The following is a 22608-nucleotide window of genomic DNA, read 5'->3' as shown; positions in this document are numbered from 1 at the left end:
GCCCGGTCGGGTGCGTCGCCGGATCGTGTCCGCGATCGGGCCCGGCTGGGCGATTCACGACAAGCGTCGATCACCGGGTGGTGTGGGCCCGCTCACATCCTGCGGTGTGACGGGGCAGACATGCGCCCATGCGAAACCGCCCGGATCGCGGGATCCGGGCGGTCATCGGGCGGTGCGGAGCGTCAGGAGGCGGCTACGTCGCCGTAGAGTGCCTCGGTTTCGAGCTTGATGTCCACTCCGCGCTCCTGGAGGAACGTCACCGGGTCGCGCGGCTCGCCGTTGACATGCACCTCGAGGTGCAGGTGCGAGCCGTAGGAGTGGCCGGTGTTGCCGACCAGGCCGAGCTGGTCGCCGGCCTTCACCTGCTGGCCCTCCTTGACGGTGACCGCGGAGGAGTGGCCGTAGATGGCCTCGCTGCCGTCGGAGTGCTTGACGATCACGGCGTAGCCGTAGCCGCCGAACCAGCCGGCCTTGGTGACGGTGCCGGCGTGGACCGCCTTGTAGGGCGTGCCCTCCGGCGCGACCAGGTCGATGCCGGTGTGCAGCTTGCCCCAGCGCATGCCGTAGGGCGACTTGAAGTCGTAGCCGTGCAGGGGGAGGAGCCAGGGGTCCTGCTCGGTGGCGGCGGTGTCGCCACCCGACCGGTCGTCGCGGGTGGCACGGTCGGCGCTGTCGGCGCGGGCCGCGGCGTCCTGGCTGGCGACCGAGGCCTGCCGGAGCTCGTCGAGGACGGACGGGCTGACGCTCTTGGCGTCGGGAAGGGCGTTCGCGCCGAGGGCGACGATGCCGGCGCCGACGAAGGCGGTCGTGACGACCGCCGCGTAGCGGCTCCGCGGGGGGGTGGGTACGCGGCGACGACCGCGATATCTATCGGGCTCAGACGACAGGCGCTGGCGCACGCACACCCTCCGTTGTCGGGGATCCGATGCGACCTCGGGCCGTTCGGTGAAGCTCTGCCGAACGTCCGGTGCCGCGTCGTCACCCGTCCGTGGACTTGATGACAACCGTGGACACGTTAGCCAACCGCCACTCCTGTCACAAGCCGAAGCGCCGAATCGGCGTTTCGTTATGTCCGTTTACATCCTGTCTTGTGTCATCTCGTGCCGCCGGTCGGATGGCCCATCGACTGGCCTTTCGTCGCGGACCGTGACCGATCGGCGGAGGTGTCCGACTTCCGGCGCGCCCGGGTGGACGGTATGGCGCAGCCCGGCTTTCCGCCCCCGGTCCGCCCGGGTTACCGTTCGTTCAGGTCAGCAGTGCCGGTGCCGGTGAAAGGTGTGCGCAGATGAGCTCTCGGATTCGGGTCGTCGTCGCCAAGCCCGGCCTGGACGGCCACGACCGCGGCGCGAAGGTCGTCGCCCGTGCGCTGCGGGACGCCGGCATGGAGGTCATCTACACCGGCCTGCACCAGACCCCCGAGCAGATCGTCGAGACGGCGATCCAGGAGGACGCCGACGCGGTCGGCCTCTCGGTGCTCTCCGGCGCGCACATGACGCTGTTCAAGCGCGTCGTCGAGCTGCTCACCGATCGCCAGGCGGCCGACATCGTGGTCTTCGGCGGCGGCATCATCCCGGAGGCCGACATCCCGGAGCTGGAGCGGCTCGGCGTCGCGAAGATCTTCACCCCGGGCGCCACCACCGGGTCGATCGTCGACTGGGTACGGGAGAACGTGGCCCAGCCGGTCGGCTGATTCCGGGCAGGGGGAGGGGCCGGACGCACCCCTCACACGCCCGGCCCCTCTATGCACGATGCCCCGCCGCCACCCCTCGACCGACAGGGCATCGGCCGCTCCCGTCATCGCGCTTGAACAGCGCTCCGACATCAGACTCAACGAGGCCCCTGACCGGGGGTTACGCCCCGAGGCGGACATCCCCCGGACGGCTGACACCGCGTCTCTCGTCGTGCGCTACCGCGACGACGGCTGTGCATTACCGCACACCCCGCACCCGCTCGGTTGCCGCCGGTTCCCATCTCGTTAGGCTGCGGCAAATGGCCTGTCTGTTCTGATGACAGGCGTCAAACTGATTTTCCAACGCTGGTGGCGGCGCGACGGCGCGCCGCGGAGACGGGACGGGACGCGCAATCGTGGACCTGTACGAGTACCAGGGGCGGGACCTGTTCGAGCGGCACGGTTTGCCAGTGCTCGCCGGCGGCGTCGCCACTACCCCGGAGGAGGCCCGCGCGATCGCCGAACGCCTCGGCGGCCGGGTGGTCGTCAAGGCGCAGGTGAAGGTCGGTGGCCGCGGCAAGGCCGGCGGCGTGAAGCTGGCCGAGGGCGCGGAGGAGACGGTGGCCCGCGCCACCGACATCCTCGGCATGGACATCAAGGGTCACACGGTCCACAAGGTCATGATCACGGTGACCGCGGACGTGGCCGAGGAGTACTACTTCTCGTACCTGCTCGACCGGGCGAACCGCACCTTCCTCTGCATCGCCAGCGTCGCCGGCGGCATGGACATCGAGGCGGTCGCCGCCGAGACCCCCGAGAAGGTCGTCAAGGCGCCGATCGACGCGAACACCGGCGTGGACGAGGCCAAGGCGCGGGAGATCGTCTCCGCGGCCGGCTTCCCGGCCGAGGTCGCCGACCAGATCGTCGACGTCGCGGTCGGGCTGTGGCAGGCGTTCGTCGCCGAGGACGCCACCCTGGTCGAGGTGAACCCGCTGGCCACCACGAAGGACGGCAAGCTGCTGCTCCTGGACGCCAAGGTCACGCTGGACGAGAACGCCGGGTTCCGGCACCCGGACCACGAGGCCCTGGTCGACCAGGCGTCGGTGGACCCGCTGGAGCAGGCCGCCAAGGAGAAGGACCTCAACTACGTCAAGCTCGACGGCGAGGTCGGCATCATCGGCAACGGCGCGGGCCTGGTCATGTCCACGCTCGACGTGGTCGCGTACGCCGGGGAGCGGCACGGCGGCGTCAAGCCGGCCAACTTCCTCGACATCGGCGGCGGCGCGAGCGCCGAGGTGATGGCGAACGGCCTGGAGATCGTCCTCTCCGACCCGTCGGTGAAGAGCGTCTTCGTCAACGTCTTCGGCGGCATCACCGCCTGCGACGCGGTCGCCAACGGCATCGTGCAGGCGCTGGCGCTGCTGGAGCAGCGCGGCGAGAAGGCCACCAAGCCGCTCGTGGTCCGCCTCGACGGCAACAACGCCGAGGAGGGCCGGGCCATCCTCGACGGCGCGGCGAACCCGCTCATCCAGCGGGTCGACACCATGGACGGCGCGGCCGAGCGGGCCGCCGAGCTGGCAGCGGCGGGGGTCTGACAATGGCTATCTGGCTGACCAAGGACTGCAAGGTCATCGTGCAGGGCATGACCGGTTCCGAGGGTTCCAAGCACACCCGGCGGATGCTCGCCGCCGGCACCACCGTGGTCGGCGGCGTGAACCCGCGCAAGGCCGGCACCACTGTCGACTTCGACGGCACCGAGCTGCCGGTCTTCGCCTCCGTCGCGGACGCGATGAAGGAGACCGGGGCCGACGTCACGGTCATCTTCGTGCCGCCGCAGTTCACCAAGGCCGCCGTGGTCGAGGCGATCGACGCCGGCATCGACCTGGCCGTGGTGATCACCGAGGGCGTGCCGGTGCACGACACCGCCGCGTTCTGGGCGTACAACGTGGCCAAGGGCGAGCGCACCCGGATCATCGGCCCGAACTGCCCCGGCATCGCCTCGCCGGGCGCCTCCAACGCCGGCATCATCCCGGCCGACATCACCGGCGTCGGCCGGATCGGCCTGGTCAGCAAGAGCGGCACGCTGACCTACCAGATGATGTACGAGCTGCGCGACATCGGCTTCTCCACCTGCGTCGGCATCGGCGGCGACCCGATCATCGGGACCACCCACATCGACGCGCTGGCCGCCTTCGAGGCGGACCCGGAGACCGACGCGATCGTCATGATCGGTGAGATCGGCGGCGACGCCGAGGAGCGGGCGGCCGAGTTCATCAAGGCCAACGTCACCAAGCCGGTGGTCGGCTACATCGCCGGCTTCACCGCCCCGCCCGGCAAGACCATGGGTCACGCCGGCGCGATCATCTCCGGCTCGGCCGGCACCGCCGACGCGAAGAAGGCGGCGCTGGAGGCGGTCGGCGTCAAGGTCGGCAAGACCCCGACCGAGACCGCCGAGCTGATGCGGGAGCTCATGTCCGGCCGCTGAGCGGTCAGCTGACACGGCGAGGGGGTCGACCGGTTCCGGTCGGCCCCCTCACGCTCAGCGGTACCAGTACGGGTAGTAGTAGCTGCCCCGGGCCCGCACGATGGCGCTGGCCACGATGTTGATCACACCGAACGCGATGGCCAGCCAGCCGAGCAGCTGTGACTTGCCGTTGCGGCGCGCGTCGCGGATCGACAGCCAGCCGAAGACGATTCCCAGGATGCCGCAGCAGAACAGGCCGAAGACGATGCCGAGGACGCCCCAGAGCGTGGTCCGGTCCCGACCGGCGGCCGGTGGCGGCGGGGGCGGCGGATACGGAGCGTTCACGGCTTCCTCCGAGCGGTCGGTGCCGCGACGGGAACGGTCGCGTCTCAAGCCGAGGCTAGACCGGATCACCGCCGCCGAGCCGCGGGTTCGACGAACTCGCCACGGTCCCGGCCCGGTATCGGACTGCCGTCCTCTCCCGTGGCGTGCCAGAGTAGACGCGATGTCACGTGTCACCCCTGACCAGCCCCGCCGTCCGGCCGCCGGCCCCACCACCGGCGCCCGGCCGCGCGCCCGTGCCCGCCCCGCCGCGCGCGTGCCCCCGCCCCGGGCGGGTGAGCCGTCGCGCAGCCGGGCCCCGCTGCCCGTGGCCGCCGGGGTGGCCGCGCTCTGGGCGGCGCTGACCTCCCTGCTGCCGGTCGTCGTCGTGCTCGGCCTCGCCCAGCTCACCGAGGACGCCGGGTCGCTCGGCGGCGCGCTGCGCGCCGGCCTGGCCGGCTGGCTGCTCGGGCACGGGGTGCCGTTGCAGACCGCCGCCGGGTCGCTCGGTCTGGCGCCGCTCGCGTTGAGCGTGCTGGTCGTCTGGCGGCTCACCCGGGCCGGGGTGCACGTCAGCCGGGCCGTGGGCGCGCGCGGCGCCGGCTCGCCCCGGCAGGCGCTCGCCGTCGCGGTCGCGGTCGCCGTGGGGTACGCGCTGCTCGGCACGATCGCCGCGGTGGCGGTCGGCGCGGGTGGCGTACGCGTCTCCCCGGTCACGACCGCCGTGACGTTCGCCGTGTTCGCCGCCCCGGCCGCACTCGTCGGCGCGCTGCGCACCACCGGCGTCTGGGCGCTGCTGGCCCGACGGTGCCCGCCGGTGGTGCGCGACGGGTTGCGGGCCGGGCTGGTCGCGGTGCTGCTGCTGCTCGGCGCGAGCGCCGGCGCGGCCGGGCTGGCGGTGGCCACCGGTGGTGGCGACGCGGCCGACATGATCGGCGCGTACCGGACCGGGGTGGCCGGTCAGGCGGGCATCACGCTGGTCAGCCTCGCGTACGCGCCGAACGCCACCGCCTGGTCGGCCAGCTACCTGCTCGGTCCCGGGTTCGCCGTCGGCACGGACACCGCGGTCCGCACCAGTGAGGTGTCGGTGGGCGCGTTGCCGGCCGTGCCGTTGCTGGCCGGCCTGCCGCGTGGCCCGGTGGACGGGCTGGGCACCGGCCTGCTCGCGGTGCCGGTGCTGGCCGCGATGGCGGCCGGCTGGCTGCTGGCCCGGCGGCTGCTGCGCGCGGCGGCCGAGGACCGGGCCGAGGTCCGCTGGCCGGAGCTGCTGGTCCCGGCCGTGCTCGCCGGGCCGGTCGCCGGGGTGTTGCTGGGCCTGCTCGCGGCGGCCTCGGGCGGGCCGCTCGGCGGTGGCCGGCTGGCCGAGATCGGCCCGGCGCCCTGGCCGGTGACCGCCGTGGCCACGCTGGTGATCGCCGTGGGCGCGGTGCTCGGCGCCGCCGCCACCCGCACCCTCACCACCCGGTCCGCCCCGCCCACGCCCCGGCCCGCCCCGACCCCGCGCTGACGGCTCGGGTCCTCGCCATCCGGATCGACGGGTGGACGTGAGGAAGGGGCGCCCGGCCGCAGCCGGACGCCCCTTCCTCGGAGCCGGTCAGGAACCGAAGTTGTTCATGTTGATCGCGGCGCCGGCGATGGCGCTGATGATCCCGAGGACCACTCCGATGCCACCGCAGATCAGGGCGACCTTGGCCTGGCCCGGGTTGCTGGCCTCGCCGGCCTGGACCTTCTTCTGGCCCAGCACGCCGAGCACCACGCCGGCGATGCCGGCGGGGACGCCGAGCAGCGGGCAGCAGAGGCCGAGCACGATCGAGGCGATGCCGACGATCATGCCGATCAGGCCCATGGTGTTGTTCTGGCCCTGGCCCTTGCCGGGACCGGCCGGGTAGCCGGCGGCCGGGTACTGCGGCGCGGCGCCGTACGGCTGCTGCGCGTACGGGTCCTGGCCGTAGGGCTGGCCGGAGGTCGGCTGGCCGTAGGGCTGACCCGAGGTGGGCTGGCCGTAGGGCTGGCCGGAGGTCGGCTGGCCGTAGTCCGGCTGCTGCCCGTACTGCGGCTGCTGCCCGTAGTCCGGCTGCTGGCCGTACTGCGGCGGCTGGCCGTACTGCGGGGGCTGCGGTGGCTGACCGTACGGGTCGTGCGGCTGGGCGGTCGGGTCCTGGTTCGGCTGCTGGCCGTACGGGTCCTGTCCGGGGTATCCGGGCTGCATGTCAGGAAACTCCTCAGTTGGTCGGCTGTCGGTCAGTTCGTGCCGGTGCTGCCGCCGACGAGACCCGCCAGGCCACCGAACAGGCAACACACCACAATGATGCCGATCCAGACCAGGCCGACGATCAGGGCCCACTTGGACCACTTCCTGGACTCGGCGGCGGCGGCCTGCGCGCCGGCGTAGTCGCCCTGCTGGATCAGCGGGTTGACCTTGGAAGCGTTGATGATCGCCGGGATCGCGAGTGGCCAGAACAGGAAGATCGCGACGATGGACATCGTCATGTTGTTGTCGATCTGCGACGGCTGCTGCTGGGGATATCCGGGCTGCATGGGGTGGCTCCTCGGGCCGGCGGCACGGCGCGTGCCGGTTACTCGTTCGGGGGTGCGGGTCGGGCGTACGCCGGACACCGGGCGACCGGCAGCGTACCGCGAGCCCACGACCGGGGAGATCATCCGACAAGCCGCCGCCCGACAGCCGGACCGCCCGGCCTGCCCGATAGGGTTGCCGCGTGACCGAGCCCGCGTCCGTCGCCCGCCTCGTCGTCCTCGTCTCCGGCTCCGGCAGCAACCTCCAGGCGTTGCTGGACGCCGCCACCGACCCCGGCTACGGGGCCCGGGTGGTGGCCGTGGGCGCCGACCGGGACGGGATAGCCGGCCTGGACCGGGCCGCCGCGGCCGGCGTGCCGTCCTTCGTCGAGCGGGTCAAGGACCACCCCACCCGGGCCGACTGGGACAAGGCGCTCACGGCCCGGGTCGCCGAGCACCGGCCCGACCTGGTGATCAGCGCCGGCTTCCTCAAGCTGGTCGGCCCGGAGTTCCTCACCGCGTTCGGTGACCGTTACCTGAACACGCACAACACGTTGTTGCCGGCGTTCCCCGGCATCCACGGCCCCCGGGACGCGCTGGCGTACGGCGTGAAGGTCACCGGGGCCACGCTGTTCTTCGTCGACGCCGGGATGGACACCGGCCCGATCGTCGCCCAGGTCGCCGTACCGGTGCTCGACGACGACGACGAGGAGACGCTCACCGAGCGCATCAAGTCCGCCGAGCGGCGCCAGCTCGTCGAGCAGGTCGGCCGCCTGGTCCGTGAAGGTTGGACGATCACCGGCAGAAAGGTCACCGTTCCGTGAGCACCCATGACGACGCCCGCCGCCCGATCCGGCGCGCGTTGGTCAGCGTCTACGACAAGACCGGCCTGGTCGAGCTGGCCCGCGCCCTGCACGAGGCCGGCGTGGAGATCGTGTCGACCGGCAGCACCGCGTCGACGATCTCCGGCGCCGGGGTTCCGGTCACCCCGGTCGAGCAGGTCACCGGCTTCCCGGAGATCCTCGACGGCCGGGTGAAGACGCTGCACCCGAAGATCCACGGCGGCCTCCTCGCCGACCTGCGCAAGGACTCGCACGCCACTCAGCTCGACGAGCACGGCATCGCCGGGATCGACCTGCTGGTCTCCAATCTCTACCCGTTCCAGGCCACGGTCGCCTCCGGCGCCGACGCCGACGAGTGCGTGGAGCAGATCGACATTGGCGGTCCGGCGATGGTGCGGGCCGCCGCGAAGAACCACGCCTCGGTCGCGGTGGTGACCGACCCGGCCGCGTACCCGGCGGTGGTGGCCGCGCTCGCCGACGGCGGGTTCACCCTGGCCCGGCGGCGCGCGCTGGCGGCCCGGGCGTTCGCCGACATCGCCGACTACGACGTGGCGGTGGCCGACTGGTTCGCCTCCACGGTGGCTCCGGCCGAGGACGGCTGGCCGGAGTTCGCCGGGCTGGCGCTGCGTCGCCAGGCCGTGCTGCGGTACGGCGAGAACCCGCACCAGGCGGCGGCGCTCTACACCGACCCGGGCGCGCCGGCCGGGCTGGCCCAGGCCGAGCAGTTGCACGGCAAGGAGATGTCCTACAACAACTACGTCGACGCGGATGCCGCGTGGCGGGCCGCGTACGACTTCGCGGACCAGCCGGCGGTGGCGATCATCAAGCACGCCAATCCGTGCGGCATCGCGGTCGGCGCGGACGTGGCCGAGGCGCACCGCAAGGCGCACGCCTGCGACCCGGTCTCCGCGTTCGGCGGCGTGATCGCGGTCAATCGGCCGGTGAGCGTGGAGTTGGCCGGCCAGGTCGCGGAGATCTTCACCGAGGTGCTGGTGGCGCCCGGCTTCGACGAGGGCGCGCTGGAGTTGCTGCGGGCCAAGAAGAACATCCGGCTGCTGCGGGCGCCCGCGTTCGCCAGCCGGCCGGCGGAGTGGCGGCAGGTCAGCGGCGGCGTGCTGGTGCAGATGCGGGACGCGGTCGACGCGCCCGGCGACGACCCGTCCGGCTGGACGCTGGCCACCGGCGACCCGGCCGACGAGGCGACGCTGCGCGACCTCGCGTTCGCCTGGCGGGCGGTACGCGCGGTGAAGAGCAACGCGATCCTGCTGGCCCGCGACGGCGCCACCGTCGGCGTCGGGATGGGCCAGGTCAACCGCGTCGACTCGGCGCGGCTGGCGGTCAGCCGGGCCGGCGACGAGCGGGCCCGCGGCTCGGTCTGCGCCTCGGACGCGTTCTTCCCGTTCGCCGACGGCCCGCAGATCCTGATCGACGCCGGCATCCGGGCGATCGTGCAGCCCGGGGGCTCGATCCGCGACGAGGAGACCATCGCGGCCTGCAAGGTGGCCGGCGTGACGATGTACCTCACCGGCACCCGCCACTTCTTCCACTAGGTCTGTTCCGCACGGGTTGCACCTCGCCGCCGGTTACCGTGTGTAGCCGCGGTGGAGGGACAATCGGATCTGCGCGGTATACCTCAGAGGCATATTCATGACTCTGAGGTATACCGCTTCACACACCATTGGTGCCGCTGGCACGACACGCCGGAAGCCGGTGGCGGACGCGCCGGACCCGGGTGGCCCGCCGCCGCGCGTCGTTGCCGGCCGCCGCGGGCGGTTGCTAGCGTGTGCCGGCGACGATCGATCGACCGTCTCCACTGTCCGTGAGCCCCGGCAGGTGTGCCATGCGCGTGCGCGACCGGTTGACCGCCGTCGTCGTCACGCTGGCGTTCGTCCTGGCCGCGCTCGGCTCCGCCGCCGGCCCGCACGCCGCCGCCCTGCCCGCCGTCGGCCCGTCCGTCGCCGTCGGGCCGGCTGCCGTCGTACCCGCCTCGGGGTGCCGGGCCGGGCCGGTCGCGTCGCTCGGCGCGTACCCGCAACGGCGGTGCGCGGAGCTGTCCGGCGGGTGGTGGGGTGACCGGCGCGGCGGCCTCGCCTACGGCGACGGGCCGGACGAACCGCTCCCGACCGCGCCCCCGAGCGTCGCCGGCCCGGTGGTGTCGGCGCGGCTCGCGCCGGGTCACCGGTCACCGGTCCGGCCGCTGCCGCCGCGTGGCGCGCTGGCCGCGCGGGCGCCGCCCACCGCCTGAGTCGCGCCGGAGCCTGCCGCGCCGGAGCCTGCCGCGTCGACCCGGCGGTTCCACCGCGCGCTGCCGTCGCCCACGGGGGCGCCCCTCACGCACCCCGTCCACGTCCCGCTGCGGCCCCGCCCCTCCTTCCTCCGGGGGACGGGGCCTCAGACGTCCGGGCGCACCTCGGCGAAGTGGCAGGCGCTGGGGTGCGGGTCGGCGGCGCGGGGCACGGTCTGCGGGTCCTGGACGGCGCAGACCTCCTCCGCCTTCCAGCACCGGGTGCGGAACCGGCAGCCCGACGGCGGGTCGGCCGGGCTGGGCACGTCGCCGCTGAGCCGGATGATCGTCCGGCGGTCGCGGGCCTCCGGGTCGGGCACCGGCACCGCCGAGAGCAACGCCTGGGTGTACGGGTGGGTGGCGCGCTGGTAGATCTGCTCCTCGGTGCCGATCTCCACGATCCGGCCCAGGTACATCACCGCCACCCGGTCGCAGATGTGCCGGACCACGGACAGGTCGTGCGCGATGAAGATGTACGACAACCCGAACTCGTCCTGGAGCTGCGCCAACAGGTTGATCACCTGGGCCTGGATGGAGACGTCCAGCGCCGACACCGGCTCGTCACAGACGATGATCTCCGGGCGCAGCGCGAGCGCGCGGGCGATGCCGATGCGCTGCCGCTGGCCGCCGGAGAACTGGTGCGGGTAGCGGTTCACGTGCTCCGGGTTGAGCCCGACCACATCCAGCAACTCCTGCACCCGCTGCCGCCGGCTGCCCTTCGGCGCGGCGTCCGGATGGATCGCGAACGGCTCGCCGACGATGTCGCCGACCGTCATCCGCGGGTTCAACGAGGTGTACGGATCCTGCATCACCATCTGCATGTTCCGCCGCAGCCGCCGCAGCTCCCCGCCGGACGCCCGGAACAGGTCCCGCCCCTCCAGCGTGGCCCGGCCGGCGGTCGGCGTCTCCAGCCGCATCAGCAGCCGGGCCAGCGTGGACTTGCCGCAGCCGGACTCGCCGACCACGCCGAGCGTCTCGCCCCGGCGCAGCTCGAAGCTCACCCCGTCGACCGCCCGCACCGCGCCGATCTGCCGTTTGAACAGCACGCCCTGGGTGATCGGGAAGTGCTTGACCAGCTCGTCGACGGCGAGGACGGTCTCGCCGCGGACCTTGGCCGGGCTAGCGGGCGCGGTCATCGTGGACCTCCTGCGCGAAGTGGCACGCGCTGGTCCGGCCGTCGCCGAGCACCAGGTCGTGCGGCACCTCGTCGACACAGACCTGCTGCGCGTACGGGCAGCGGGGGTGGAACGGGCAGCCGGGCGGGATCCGCATCAGGTTCGGCGGCAGCCCCGGAATGGTCGACAGCGCCTGCCCGCGCACGTCGAGCCGGGGGATCGACTCCAGCAACCCCTTGGTGTACGGGTGGGCCGGCGCCCGGTACAGCGAACGGACGTCGGCGTGCTCGACGATCCGGCCGGCGTACATGACCGCGATCCGGTCCGCCACGCCGGCGACCACGCCGAGGTCGTGGGTGATCAGGATGAGCGCCATGCCGAGGTCCCGGCGCAGGTCGGCCAGGAGGTCCATGATCTGCGCCTGCACGGTGACGTCGAGCGCGGTGGTGGGCTCGTCGGCGATCAGCACCTTCGGGTCCAGCGCCAGCGCCATGGCGATCATGACGCGTTGCCGCATCCCGCCGGAGAACTGGTGCGGGTAGTCGCCGAGGCGCTTCGCCGCGGCCGGGATGCGGACCAGGTCCATCAGCTCGACCGTGCGGCGGCGCGCGTCGGCGCGGGACAGTCCGGCCCGCTGCCGCAGCGACTCGCCGATCTGCCAGCCGACCGGGAAGACCGGGTTCAGCGCCGACAGGGCGTCCTGGAAGATCATCGCGATCTCCGTGCCCCGGACCTGCCGGCGTTCCTCCTCCGACCGGGTGAGCAGGTCCCGCCCCCGGTAGCGGATCTGACCGCCCCGCACGTACGCGGGCGGGGTGTCCAGGATGCCCATGATCGCCTGGGCGGTGACCGACTTGCCGGAGCCCGACTCGCCGAGCACGGCAAGCGTCTCGCCGGCGTCCAGGTGGTACGTCACCCCGTTGATCACCCGGGCCACGCCCTCCCGGGTGCGGAACTCGACGTGCAGGTCCCGCACCTCCAGCAGGTGCCCCTCGGGCGGGGTGGGGGAGGCCGGCGTGGGCCGGACCGCGGACTCGGTCATGGGGAACTCACCGCAGTTTCGGGTCGAAGGCGTCGCGGACCGCGTCGCCGAGCATGATGAACGCGAGCACGGTCAACGCGAGGAAGACCGACGGCACGATCAGCGGCGTGGCCGACTCGCGCATGTGCACCCGGCCGGCGTCGATGTCGATGCCCCAGGAGATGGTCGGCGCCTTCAGCCCGATGCCGAGGAAGCTCAGCGTCGCCTCGGCCGCGATGAACGACCCGAGCGCGATGGTGAGCACCACGATGGCCGGCGCGAGCGCGTTCGGCAGGATGTGCCGCCACATGATCCGGCCGTCGCCGGCACCGAGCATCCGGGCCGCGGCCACGTAGTCCTGCTCGCGGGCGGTGATCACCGAGGAGCGCACCACGCGGGCCGCGGTGGTCCAGCCGAGCAGCGCCAGCACCAGGATGACCGCGAACAGGCGTACCGTCTCGCCGCTGGTGCTCACGCGCTTGAGCAGCACGATCGCGGCCAACAGCAGCGGGATGCCGAGCACGATGTCGATCACCCGGGAGAGCACCGCGTCGACCCACCCGCCGAAGAAGCCGGCGAGCATGCCGACGACCAGCGCGATCACCCCGGTGATCACCGCGGAGAACGCGCCCACCAGCAGTGAGGCCCGGGCCCCGTAGACCGCCCGGGCGAACGTGTCGCAGCCCTGGAAGTCGTACCCGAAGATGGCCCCGCCGGACGGTCCGGCGTGCTGCCGGGAGAGCACGCAGTCGCGCGGGTCGTTGGCGGTGAACAGCCCGGGGGCGACGGCCATCGCGGCGACCAGCAGGACCAGCAGCAGGCTGAGCCAGAACACCGGGTTGCGGCGCAGGTCCCGCCAGGCGTCACCGGCCAGGCTGCGGGACCGTCCGGGCCGGCCGGCCCGGTCCGGGGTGCCGGGCTCGCCGGAGACGCCGCGCCGCGCCGACTGGTCCTCCGTCGCCGCCACCGTCTCGAAGTCACTCATATCTGATCCTCGGGTCGAGTACGGCGTAGAGCACGTCCACCACCAGGTTGGACAGCAGGTAGACCACGACGAGCACGCTGACGATGCCCACCACCAGCGGGCCGTCCTCGGTGCGGATGCCGCGGAACAGGTTGAAGCCGACGCCGGGGATGTTGAACACGCCCTCGGTGATGATCGCGCCGCTCATCAGGTTGCCCAGCTCGACGCCGAGGAACGTGACCACCGGGATGAGCGAGTTGCGCAGCACGTGCACGCCGACGATCCGGCGGCGTACCAGGCCCTTCGACCGGGCCGTGCGGACGTAGTCGGCGCGCAGGTTCTCGGTCACCGAGGTGCGGGTCAGCCGCAGCGCGGTGGCCAGCGACAGCGAGCCGAGCACGATGCCGGGCAGCAGCAGCGCCCGGAACGAGGGCTGGGCGCCCGCGGTGGGCGGGAAGATCGGCCAGCGTACGCCGAGGAAGTACTGCGCCAGCGGGGCCAGCACGATGGTGGGGATGCCGAGCACCAGCAGCGTGAGCACCAGCGTGGCGTGGTCGAACACGCCGGAGCGGCGGATGGCCGCGATGACGCCGGCGGTGACCCCGAAGAGCACGGTCACGGCCAGCGCGATAAGCGCCAGTTTCACGGTCACCGGCCAGGCGGCGGCCAGGATGTCGCCGATCTGCCGGCCGGTGAGCGACTGGCCGAGGTCACCGCGGAGCAGGCCGCCGAGATAGTTCAGGTAGCGGTAGAAGAAGCCGCCGACCCCGGTCGCGTCCAGGTGGTACTTCTCGGTCAGGTAGGCGCGTTGGGCGGCGGTGACCGGCCGTTCCCCGGCGAGCGCCTGGATCGGGTCGCCCTGCCCGGCGAACATCAACGCGTAGACGATCAGCGTGGTCCCGAAGAACGCGAGGACCATCTGGAGCAGTCGCCGCAGGATGAACCGGAACATGCCTGCGAGTCTGCCGAAGATGGGGCAAATGCGGGCCAATGCCAAGGCCGGGCCACCCGGTGGGGGTGGCCCGGCCTTGTCGGGGGTGGGTCAGGCGCGTTCGATCTTCAGCAGGTCCACCCGGTCGAAGAGGTCCACGTGGACGTTCTTGACCTTGGTGGAGTGGCCGAAGTTGTTCTGCCCGTACCGCAGCGGGATCACCGGCAGGTCCTGCGCGAGCAGGTCCTCCGCCGCCTGGTACTTCTTGACCGCCTCGTCCGCGCTCGCCGCGCGGGCGCCCTCGGCGAGCAGCTTGTCGAACTCCGGGTTCGAGTAGCCGTAGTAGTTCGACGAGCCGTTGGTGCTGTACAGCGGGCCCAGGTAGTTCTCCATGGACGGGTAGTCCATCACCCAGCCCATCCGGAACAGGCCCACCGACTGCTTCTGCTTGAGCTTGGTCAGCAGGTCGGCGAACTTCGGCTCGGCGTTGCCCACGCACTCCACGCCCAGGTTGGCCTTGAGCTGGTTGCAGGTGGCGTCGATCCAGTCCTTGTGGCCGCCGTCGCCGTTGTAGGACAGCTCGATCTTCTTCGGGCCGCCCGCGGCCTCGTACATCGCCTTGGCCTTGGCCGGGTCGAACGCGCCGGCGGTGCCGATGGTGTTCTCCCGGTAGCCGGCGACCACCGGCGAGACGAACGAGCGCGCCGGCTGCTGCGAGTCCTTGAAGATCGACTTGGTGATCTCGTCCCGGTCGATCGCCATCGAGATGGCCTTGCGCACCTCGGGCTTGCTGAACTCCTTCTGGAACGTCGGGAACGCCAGCACCTGGAGCGACGAGGCCGGGCTCTGCTGGAACCGGTCGCCGAGGTCGGTGGCGGCGGTCGACAGGTTCTCGGTCGGGATCGTCTTGATCACGTCGAGGTTGTCCGACAGCACGTCCGCGTACGCGGCGGTCGGCTGCTGGTAGATCCGGAACTCGACGCCGCCGACCTTGGGCTGCTGGCCCGGGAACGCGTCGTAGCGCTCCACCTCGACCTTGGCGTCGTGCTGCCAGGAGCCCTTCATCTTGAACGGGCCCTGACCGATCGGCGTCTGCTCGTACCCCTCGGCCAGCACGCCCGGCGCGGAGAACGCGGCCTTCGGCAGCGGGTAGAACGCGGTGTAGCCGAGCATGGTCTTGAAGTCCACGTACGGCTCGGTGAGCGTCACGGTGAACGTCAGGTCGTCGACCTTCGTCAGGCCGCTGAGCGTCTCCGCCTTCGGCTTCTCGCCCTGGAGGTCCTGGTAGCCGGCGATCTTCTCGAAGAAGTAGCTGGAGTTCTGGCCGTTCGGCGCGTACGCGCCGTAGTTCCAGGCGTCGAGGTAGTTGTCGGCGGTGACCTTCTCGCCGTTGTGGAACGTGTAGCCGGGCTTCAGCTTGATCGTCCAGACCTTGTTGTCCGACGACGTCACCGACTCGGCCGCCACCTCGTGCGGCTTGTTCGCCTCGTCGTAGTCGACGAGCGGGCTGAACAGCGCCGACAGCACCTGCGAGCCACTCGTCTCGTTGGTGTTGGTCGGCACCAGGTGCTGCGGCTCGGCGATCTCGATCCGCACGGCCGCGTCGGGGTCGCTTGCGCCGCCGCTCCCGCCGCCGGAGCCGCAGGCCGTCAGACCCAGGGTCACCGCGAGCGGCAGAGCGGCCCAGGCCGCGAGCCTACGAACACGCATGGAGTCTCCTCATCTCCTCACGCTGCGCGGTCGGCCCGACGCTGGGTGACGCTGCGCAACGAGTCGTAACGGTAGGTCGCGCTCCGGCGGATCGACAACGGATGCGTTGCGAGCTGGTAACGGAACGTGCCGCCGAGTCCCGTTTCGTCGCCCCGATGATCACTCTCGGTGACGGAAACCACGTTGCGGAGCGTGATCGGTGCCCGTCGTCGTCCGGCTCGCCGGGGAACGTGAGACGATCACGACGTGACGGCGACGATCCTGGACGGCAAGGCCACCGCGGCGGAGATCAAGGACGAGCTGCGAGCGCGGGTGAAGGCGCTCGCCGAGCGCGGCATCACCCCCGGGCTCGGCACGGTCCTGGTCGGGGAGGACCCCGGTTCCCAGGCGTACGTCAACGGCAAGCACCGCGACTGCGCCGAGGTCGGCATCGCCTCACTGCGCGTCACGCTGCCGGCCGACGCCACCCAGGAACAGCTCGACGCGGCACTGGCCGAGCTGAACGCGGACCCGGCCTGCCACGGCTACATCGTCCAGCTCCCGCTCCCGGCCCACCTGGACACCCAGCGGGCGCTGGAGTCGATCGACCCGGACAAGGACGCCGACGGCCTGCACCCGGTCAACCTGGGCCGGCTCGTGCTCGGCTACGACGCCCCGCTGCCCTGCACCCCGCGCGGCATCGTCGAGCTGCTGCGCCGGCACGACGTGCCGCTGCGCGGCGCGAACGTCGCGGTGGTCGGTCGGGGCAACACGGTCGGCCGCCCGCTCGGCCTGCTGCTCACCCGGCGCAGCGAGAACGCCACCGTCACGCTCTGCCACACCGGCACCCTGGACCTCGCCGGCCACACCCGTGCCGCCGACATCGTGATCGTCGCCGCCGGCGTGCCGGGGCTGCTCACCGCCGACATGATCACCCCCGGCGCGACGGTGGTGGACGTCGGCATCACCCGGGTGATCGGCGACGACGGCAAGGGCCGCTACACCGGCGACATCGACCCCGAGGTGGCCGAGGTGGCCGGCAAGATGGTGCCGATGCCCGGTGGCGTCGGCCCGATGACCCGGGCGATGCTGCTCACCAACGTGGTCGAACGCGCCGAGCGGGATGCCTGACCACCCAGACAGGTCATAACCGTCCGCCCCTCGCCCGATCGGTGCCAGGATGGCTGATACGGTCCGGAAAACCGACTGGTATCAGGGAGTGGGACGACCATGGGTAAGAAGGTCACTGTCGTCGGGGCCGGCTTCTACGGCTCCACCACCGCACAGCGCCTGGCCGAGTACGACATCTTCGAGACCGTCGTGATCACCGACATCGTGGAGGGCAAGCCGGCGGGCCTCGCCCTCGACCTCAACCAGTCGCGGGCGGTCGAAGGCTTCGAGACCACTGTCGTCGGCGTCACCACCGGCCCGAACGGCGAGGGCTACGAGGCCATCGAGGGCTCGGACGTCGTCGTCATCACCGCCGGCCTGCCGCGTAAGCCGGGCATGAGCCGGATGGACCTGCTGGAGACGAACGCCAAGATCGTCCGGCAGGTCGCCGAGAACGTCGCCAAGTACGCCCCGAACGCCGTCGTCATCGTGGTGTCGAACCCGCTCGACGAGATGACCGCGCTGGCCCAGATCGCCACCCAGTTCCCCAAGAACCGGGTGCTCGGCCAGGCCGGCATGCTCGACACCGCCCGGTTCACCAACTTCGTCGCCGAGGCGCTGAGCGTGCCGGTGAAGTCGGTCCGGACCCTGACGCTCGGCTCGCACGGCGACACCATGGTTCCGGTGCCGTCGAAGAGCACCGTGAACGGCAAGCCGCTGCGCGACGTCATGCCGGCCGAGCAGATCGAGGAGCTGGTCGTCAAGACCCGCAACGGTGGCGCCGAGGTGGTCGCGCTGCTCAAGACCGGTTCCGCGTACTACGCGCCGTCCGCCGCCGCGGCCCGGATGGCGAAGGCCGTGGCCGAGGACTCCGGCGACGTGATGCCGGTCTGCGCCTGGGTCGACGGCGAGTACGGCATCTCCGGCGTCTACCTGGGCGTCGAGGCCGAGATCGGCGCCGAGGGCGTCAAGCGGGTCGTGGAGACCGAGCTGGACGCCGACGAGCTGGCCGCGCTGAAGGAGGCCGCCGAGGCCGTCCGCGCCAAGCAGAGCGACATCTCCTCCCTCTGACCTGAGCACCACCGCCGAGGGGCGGCCGGCTTCCGCCGGCCGCCCCTCGCGCGTCCCCCCCCACCCCCCACCCCCACCCCACCCCACCCCACGCGCGCAGATTCACGGAAAGAGTGGCTCTCCCGGGGAGAATGGCCACTCTTTCCGTGAATCTGTGGGCGGTGGGGGTGGGGGTCAGGGGTGGGGGTCAGGGGTGGGGGGTGAAGGGGGCGCCCAGGTGGGGGGTGGCCAGGAGCAGCGGGGAGAGGGTCGACAGGACGCGCTCGCGGGTCCGGCCGGCCCCGGCCCGGTCCTCCTCGTGGACGTAGCACAGTGCCGGGTCGATCAACTGGATCGCGTGCACCAGCAGGTCGCCGGTGACCAGGAGACGCTCGTCGCCGGACTCCACCAGCACGGACTGGTGCCCGGGGGTGTGGCCGGGTGTGCTCAGCACGCGTACCCCCGGGGTGAGGTCGGTGTCGCCGTCGAGCACCCGCAGCCGGCCGTCGGCGCGCAACGGCCCGAGCAGCCGGGCCGGCAGTTCCGGGTGGAACAGCTCCAGCGCGTCCAGCTCGGCGCGCTGCACCAGGTGGTCGGCGTTCGGGAACAACGACCCCGCCCAGCCCACGTGGTCGCTGTGCAGGTGGGTGAGGACGACGGTGCGGACGTCCGCCGGGTCGATGCCGGCGTCGGCCAGCTCGGCCGGCAGCCGGCCGGGCACCGGCGCCCAGCTCGCCGCCGGGGCGTCCGCCGGGCCGATGCCGGCGTCGACCAGGGTGACCGGCCCGTCACCGGTACGCAGCGCGAACGCGCGGAACGGCAGCCACCAGCCGCCGTCCGGCCCGATCGCGTCCGGGTCCCGCCGGTCCGCCTCGTGCCAGTTCGCCTCGGTGGCGTCGGGGAACGCCTCCTCGCGCGGCATGAAGAAGGGGCCCGCTCCGTCGAGCAGCGAGGTGATCGTGATGGACCCGAGCGTGTGCGTCAGCGGCATGCGGGAAGGATGTCACCGCGAGGCCGGCTGGGTCACCTCCGACGGTTTCCAGTACGCTCGTACTGCTTGAGCACGTGTCCCCCGAGAGGAGCGCCGGCCGATGGCGAAGATCAAGGTAAACAACCCGGTCGTGGAGATCGACGGCGACGAGATGACCCGGATCATCTGGAAGCAGATCCGGGAGCAGCTGATCCTGCCGTACCTCGACGTCGACCTGCACTACTACGACCTGTCGATCCAGTACCGCGACGAGACCGACGACCAGGTCACCGTCGACGCCGCCAACGCCATCAAGGAGCACGGCGTCGGCGTCAAGTGCGCCACCATCACCCCGGACGAGGCCCGGGTGGAGGAGTTCGGCCTGAAGAAGATGTGGCGGTCGCCGAACGGCACCATCCGCAACATCCTCGGCGGCGTGGTGTTCCGCGAGCCGATCATCATGTCGAACGTGCCGCGGCTCGTCCCGGGCTGGACCAAGCCGATCATCATCGGCCGGCACGCGCACGGCGACCAGTACAAGGCCACCGACTTCGTCGTCCCCGGCCCCGGCAAGGTCACCATCACGTACGCCCCGGCCGACGGCGGCGCGCCGATGGAGATGGAGGTCGCCAACTTCCCCGGCGGCGGCATCGCCATGGGCATGTACAACTTCGACGAGTCGATCCGGGACTTCGCCCGCGCCTCGTTCCGGTACGGCCTGGACCGCAACTACCCGGTCTACATGTCGACCAAGAACACCATCCTCAAGGCGTACGACGGCCGGTTCAAGGACATCTTCGCCGAGGTGTTCGAGGCCGAGTTCAAGGCCGATTTCGACGCCGCCGGCCTGACCTACGAGCACCGGCTGATCGACGACATGGTCGCCGCCGCGCTCAAGTGGGAAGGCGGGTACGTCTGGGCCTGCAAGAACTACGACGGTGACGTGCAGTCCGACACCGTGGCGCAGGGCTTCGGCTCGCTCGGCCTGATGACCTCGGTGCTGCTCTCCCCGGACGGCCGTACCGTCGAGGCCGAGGCCGCCCACGGCACGGTCACCCGGCACTACCGGCAGTACCAGAAGGGCGAGAAGACCTCGACCAACCCGATCGCCTCGATCTACGCCTGGACCCGGGGCCTGGCCCACCGGGGCAAGCTGGACGGCACCCCGGCGGTCACCGAGTTCGCCAACACGCTGGAGCAGGTCATCGTGGAGACCGTCGAGGGCGGCCAGATGACCAAGGACCTCGCGCTGCTCATCTCGCGGGACGCCCCGTGGCTGACCACCGACGAGTTCATGAACGCGCTCGACGAGAACCTGGCCCGCAAGCTCGCGGCCTGAGCCCCTCTCGCCGATCACGACGGAGCCCGCCGGTACGCACCGGCGGGCTCCGTCATGTCCGTGCGTCGTCATGTCCGTGCGTCGTCGTTGCCGTGTGGCGTCGCGTCCGGGCGTCGTCGTTGCCGTGCGGTGCGCACGCGGTGGGGGCGTCACCCGGGCCCGGCCGGACTCGTTGCACCGGGTGGACGCGATGCCAGTCCCGTCCACCCGTCCCTTCCCAGCGGGGGCCCGGTCACCGGGCCCCCGCGCCCTGTTCCGGGGCGCGGACGCCCGGAGGGGTGCCAACAGGGGAGCCGACCTCTACCGGAGGCGTTAAGAAGGGGCCCCGCCTTTCACGCGACGCGGAGGAGTTCGGCGGCCCGCTCTGGGGCGATGTCGTTGATGAAGACGCCCATGCCGGACTCCGACCCGGCCAGGTACTTCAGCTTGTCCTTCGCCCGGCGGACGGTGAACAGCTGCAGGTGCAGGTGGCCCAGCTCCCGGTCGACGCGCACCGGCGCCTGGTGCCACGCCGCGATGTACGGCATCGGCAGGTCGAACAGCCCGTCGAAGCGGCGCAGCAGGTCCAGGTAGAGCGGGCCGAAGGCGTCCCGCTCGGCGTCGTCGAGCGCCGGGATGTCCGGCACCGGCCGGTGCGGGGCCACGTGCACCTCGAACGGCCAGCGGGCCGCCGCCGGCACGTACGCGGTCCAGTGCTCGTTGCTGGTCACCACCCGGTCGCCGGCGGCGCGCTCGGTGGCCAGCACGTCGGCGTAGAGGTTGCCGCCGGTGCGCTCGGCGTGCCGGCGGGCGGCGGCCAGCAGGCTCCGGGTCCGCGGCGTGACGAACGGGTACGCGTAGATCTGACCGTGCGGGTGGTGCAGCGTCACCCCGATCTCCACGCCCCGGTTCTCGAACGGGAACACCTGCTCGACGCCGGGCAGCGCGCTCAGCGCGGTGGTGCGGTCGGCGAGCGCGTCCAGCACGGTCCGCACCCGGCCGGGGGAGAGGCGGGCGAACGAGGCGTTGTGGTCGTCGGTGAAGCAGACCACCTCGCACCGGCCGAGCCCGGGACGCACCGGGGTGAACGGCGTGATCTCGGCCGGCTCCTCGGCCACCCGCTGGCTCAGCGACGGGAACCGGTTCTCGAAGACCACCACGTCGTAGTCCGGCGCCGGGATCTCGCTGTGCCGGTCGCCGCGCGACGGGCACAGCGGGCACTGGTCGGCCGGGGGCAGGAACGTGCGGGTCTGCCGGTGCACCGCCACCGCCACCCACTCGTCGGTCAGCGGGTCGTACCGCAGTTGCGAGGCGGGCGGCGGCGGGGGCAGGTCCCGCCGGTCCGGTTGGTCCCGCACCGCGTCGTCCCGCTCGTCGAAGTAGATCAGCTCCCGGCCGTCGGCCAGCTCGATCTGCGTACGCTTCACTCCGCTCCCTCCGTCGCGGGCACGGTCACCAGCTCACCCACCCGGTCCTCGAGTACCCCTCGCGCGTCGGGTGTCAACCGGTCGTCGGTGACCAGCACGTCCGCCGCGTCGAGGCCGACGATCGACGAGATGCCGACCGTGCCCCACTTGGTGTGGTCGGCGAGCACCACCAGCCCGTCGGCGGCGGCCACCAGCGCGCGGTTCGTGTCCGCCTCCATCAGGTTGGGCGTGGTGAACCCGGCCCGCTCGCTGATCCCGTGCACACCGAGGAAGAGCAGGTCCAGGTGGAGCGCGGCGATCGCGGCCACGGCCAGCGGACCGACCAGCGCGTCCGACGGGGTGCGGACCCCGCCGGTGAGCACCACGGTCTGGTCCGGCCGGCCGCCGACGTGCAGGATCTCGGCCACCGGCAGCGAGTTGGTGACCACCGTCAGGCCGGGCACGTCCACCAGCCGGCGGGCCAGCGCGGCGGTGGTGGTGCCGGCGGAGAGCGCGATCGCGGCGCCGGGGCGGACCAGCCGCGTGGCGTGGTCGGCGATGGCGGCCTTCTCCGCGGCCTGGCGGACCGATTTGGCCCGGAAGCCGGGCTCGTCGGTCGAGCCGGGCCCGGCCAGCGTCGCCCCGCCGTGCACCTTGGCGAGCAGACCCTGGTCGTGCAGTGTTTCCAGGTCCCGCCGGATGGTCATGTCCGACACGCCGAACTCGGCGGCCAGCTCGGTGACCCGGACGCCGCCGGCGGCGCGGACCCGCTCCATGATGGCGGTCTGCCGCTGTCGCGCGAGCATCGCCGGTCACCTCCCGAGCCTTCCCCCACCGCGAACGCGGTCGAACGTGTTCCAACAAAGACGAACACTACCGGTCGGCGGGGGCGGACGCGACACCGCCGCCGTCCCGGGACGGAACGGCGGCGGTCGGCGGA

Annotated in this window: 23 protein-coding genes; 10 read left to right on the top strand and 13 right to left on the bottom strand. The window is 72.1% G+C overall.

Translation table 11 applies throughout. From position 1 onward, the window contains the following. Nucleotides 1-182: 182 nt before the first annotated feature. Nucleotides 183-899 carry a M23 family metallopeptidase gene (locus OG767_RS27850; protein WP_107158908.1) on the bottom strand — a complete coding sequence of 239 codons (717 nt, stop codon included), beginning with the start codon at nucleotides 897-899 and terminating at the stop codon, nucleotides 183-185. A gap of 386 nt (nucleotides 900-1285) precedes the next feature. Here OG767_RS27850 and OG767_RS27845 point away from each other — a divergent pair, with 386 nt between their 5' ends. The 3 genes from OG767_RS27845 (at nucleotide 1286) to sucD (ending at nucleotide 4154) form a co-directional block, all read left to right on the top strand. Beyond that, entirely contained in the window at nucleotides 1286-1690 is a 405-nt protein-coding gene (locus OG767_RS27845; protein WP_107158910.1) for a cobalamin B12-binding domain-containing protein, read from the top strand. A 395-nt stretch (nucleotides 1691-2085) separates the two neighbouring features. Further along, nucleotides 2086-3264 (top strand): ADP-forming succinate--CoA ligase subunit beta, encoded by a 1179-nt coding sequence (gene sucC, locus OG767_RS27840; protein ID WP_405091164.1) that lies wholly within the window; start codon nucleotides 2086-2088, stop codon nucleotides 3262-3264. Between the two features lie 2 nt (nucleotides 3265-3266). Beyond that, nucleotides 3267-4154, top strand: a complete 888-nt coding sequence (sucD, locus tag OG767_RS27835; protein ID WP_405091163.1) for a succinate--CoA ligase subunit alpha — start codon at nucleotides 3267-3269, stop codon at nucleotides 4152-4154. Nucleotides 4155-4208: 54 nt separating this feature from the next. Here the strand turns inward: sucD and OG767_RS27830 are convergent, their stop codons facing one another. After that, complete coding sequence (locus OG767_RS27830; RefSeq protein WP_281937964.1) at nucleotides 4209-4478, bottom strand: DUF4190 domain-containing protein; 270 nt, start codon at nucleotides 4476-4478, stop codon at nucleotides 4209-4211. Nucleotides 4479-4638: 160 nt separating this feature from the next. Between OG767_RS27830 and OG767_RS27825 the strand changes: the two genes are divergently transcribed. Continuing rightward, on the top strand, nucleotides 4639-5961 hold the full coding sequence (locus tag OG767_RS27825) for a DUF6350 family protein (RefSeq protein ID WP_405091162.1): 1323 nt from the start codon (nucleotides 4639-4641) through the stop codon (nucleotides 5959-5961). Nucleotides 5962-6048: 87 nt separating this feature from the next. Here the strand turns inward: OG767_RS27825 and OG767_RS27820 are convergent, their stop codons facing one another. After that, complete coding sequence (locus OG767_RS27820; RefSeq protein ID WP_405091161.1) at nucleotides 6049-6663, bottom strand: DUF4190 domain-containing protein; 615 nt, start codon at nucleotides 6661-6663, stop codon at nucleotides 6049-6051. 32 nt (nucleotides 6664-6695) lie between these two features. After that, the gene (locus OG767_RS27815) at nucleotides 6696-6992 is read right to left on the bottom strand and encodes a CD225/dispanin family protein (protein WP_107158938.1); all 297 of its coding nucleotides are present in this window, start codon (nucleotides 6990-6992) and stop codon (nucleotides 6696-6698) included. Nucleotides 6993-7171: 179 nt separating this feature from the next. On the opposite strand from OG767_RS27815, the gene purN reads away from it, so the two are divergent. The 3 genes from purN (at nucleotide 7172) to OG767_RS27800 (ending at nucleotide 10055) form a co-directional block, all read left to right on the top strand. Then, on the top strand, nucleotides 7172-7792 hold the full coding sequence (gene purN, locus OG767_RS27810; protein WP_281937957.1) for a phosphoribosylglycinamide formyltransferase: 621 nt from the start codon (nucleotides 7172-7174) through the stop codon (nucleotides 7790-7792). Beyond that, the gene (gene purH, locus OG767_RS27805; RefSeq protein ID WP_405091159.1) at nucleotides 7789-9360 is read left to right on the top strand and encodes a bifunctional phosphoribosylaminoimidazolecarboxamide formyltransferase/IMP cyclohydrolase; all 1572 of its coding nucleotides are present in this window, start codon (nucleotides 7789-7791) and stop codon (nucleotides 9358-9360) included. The genes purN and purH overlap by 4 nt, the downstream gene beginning before the upstream one ends. 290 nt (nucleotides 9361-9650) lie before the next feature. Beyond that, a complete protein-coding gene (locus tag OG767_RS27800) occupies nucleotides 9651-10055 on the top strand; it encodes a hypothetical protein (protein WP_405091158.1) in 405 nt (134 codons plus the stop codon). A gap of 146 nt (nucleotides 10056-10201) precedes the next feature. On the opposite strand, the gene OG767_RS27795 is transcribed toward OG767_RS27800, so the two are convergent. The 6 genes from OG767_RS27795 to OG767_RS27770 form a co-directional block, all read right to left on the bottom strand. Next, nucleotides 10202-11230 carry an ABC transporter ATP-binding protein gene (locus tag OG767_RS27795; protein ID WP_281937953.1) on the bottom strand — a complete coding sequence of 343 codons (1029 nt, stop codon included), beginning with the start codon at nucleotides 11228-11230 and terminating at the stop codon, nucleotides 10202-10204. Then, nucleotides 11214-12251 carry an ABC transporter ATP-binding protein gene (locus OG767_RS27790; RefSeq protein ID WP_405091157.1) on the bottom strand — a complete coding sequence of 346 codons (1038 nt, stop codon included), beginning with the start codon at nucleotides 12249-12251 and terminating at the stop codon, nucleotides 11214-11216. The genes OG767_RS27795 and OG767_RS27790 overlap by 17 nt, the downstream gene beginning before the upstream one ends. 7 nt (nucleotides 12252-12258) lie before the next feature. After that, the gene (locus OG767_RS27785; protein WP_107158965.1) at nucleotides 12259-13215 is read right to left on the bottom strand and encodes an ABC transporter permease; all 957 of its coding nucleotides are present in this window, start codon (nucleotides 13213-13215) and stop codon (nucleotides 12259-12261) included. Beyond that, nucleotides 13208-14146 carry an ABC transporter permease gene (locus OG767_RS27780; RefSeq protein ID WP_405091156.1) on the bottom strand — a complete coding sequence of 313 codons (939 nt, stop codon included), beginning with the start codon at nucleotides 14144-14146 and terminating at the stop codon, nucleotides 13208-13210. Before OG767_RS27780 ends, OG767_RS27785 begins: the two co-directional genes overlap by 8 nt. A 90-nt stretch (nucleotides 14147-14236) precedes the next feature. After that, on the bottom strand, nucleotides 14237-15835 hold the full coding sequence (locus OG767_RS27775) for an ABC transporter substrate-binding protein (protein ID WP_405091155.1): 1599 nt from the start codon (nucleotides 15833-15835) through the stop codon (nucleotides 14237-14239). A gap of 17 nt (nucleotides 15836-15852) precedes the next feature. Beyond that, on the bottom strand, nucleotides 15853-16017 hold the full coding sequence (locus OG767_RS27770; RefSeq protein ID WP_405091154.1) for a hypothetical protein: 165 nt from the start codon (nucleotides 16015-16017) through the stop codon (nucleotides 15853-15855). A 64-nt stretch (nucleotides 16018-16081) separates the two neighbouring features. On the opposite strand from OG767_RS27770, the gene OG767_RS27765 reads away from it, so the two are divergent. Next, nucleotides 16082-16945: a bifunctional methylenetetrahydrofolate dehydrogenase/methenyltetrahydrofolate cyclohydrolase gene (locus OG767_RS27765; RefSeq protein WP_405091153.1), complete on the top strand. Its 864-nt coding sequence runs from the start codon at nucleotides 16082-16084 to the stop codon at nucleotides 16943-16945. Between the two features lie 99 nt (nucleotides 16946-17044). Beyond that, nucleotides 17045-17995: a malate dehydrogenase gene (locus OG767_RS27760; protein WP_405091152.1), complete on the top strand. Its 951-nt coding sequence runs from the start codon at nucleotides 17045-17047 to the stop codon at nucleotides 17993-17995. A 187-nt stretch (nucleotides 17996-18182) separates the two neighbouring features. Here the strand turns inward: OG767_RS27760 and OG767_RS27755 are convergent, their stop codons facing one another. After that, nucleotides 18183-18965: an MBL fold metallo-hydrolase gene (locus OG767_RS27755; protein ID WP_405091151.1), complete on the bottom strand. Its 783-nt coding sequence runs from the start codon at nucleotides 18963-18965 to the stop codon at nucleotides 18183-18185. Between the two features lie 100 nt (nucleotides 18966-19065). Here OG767_RS27755 and OG767_RS27750 point away from each other — a divergent pair, with 100 nt between their 5' ends. Beyond that, nucleotides 19066-20283 carry an NADP-dependent isocitrate dehydrogenase gene (locus OG767_RS27750; RefSeq protein WP_405091150.1) on the top strand — a complete coding sequence of 406 codons (1218 nt, stop codon included), beginning with the start codon at nucleotides 19066-19068 and terminating at the stop codon, nucleotides 20281-20283. Nucleotides 20284-20615: 332 nt separating this feature from the next. Here the strand turns inward: OG767_RS27750 and galT are convergent, their stop codons facing one another. Together galT and OG767_RS27740 are read right to left on the bottom strand one after the other, a co-directional pair. Continuing rightward, nucleotides 20616-21689, bottom strand: a complete 1074-nt coding sequence (galT, locus tag OG767_RS27745) for a galactose-1-phosphate uridylyltransferase (protein WP_405091149.1) — start codon at nucleotides 21687-21689, stop codon at nucleotides 20616-20618. Beyond that, nucleotides 21686-22474: a DeoR/GlpR family DNA-binding transcription regulator gene (locus OG767_RS27740; RefSeq protein ID WP_405091148.1), complete on the bottom strand. Its 789-nt coding sequence runs from the start codon at nucleotides 22472-22474 to the stop codon at nucleotides 21686-21688. The genes galT and OG767_RS27740 overlap by 4 nt, the downstream gene beginning before the upstream one ends. Nucleotides 22475-22608 lie beyond the last annotated feature (134 nt).

This window comes from Micromonospora sp. NBC_01392, from assembly GCF_045040125.1.
Taxonomy (GTDB): Bacteria; Actinomycetota; Actinomycetes; order Mycobacteriales; family Micromonosporaceae; genus Micromonospora.
The sequence above is the reverse complement of the archived record's forward strand: the minus strand, read 5'-3'. Positions and strand labels throughout refer to the sequence as shown.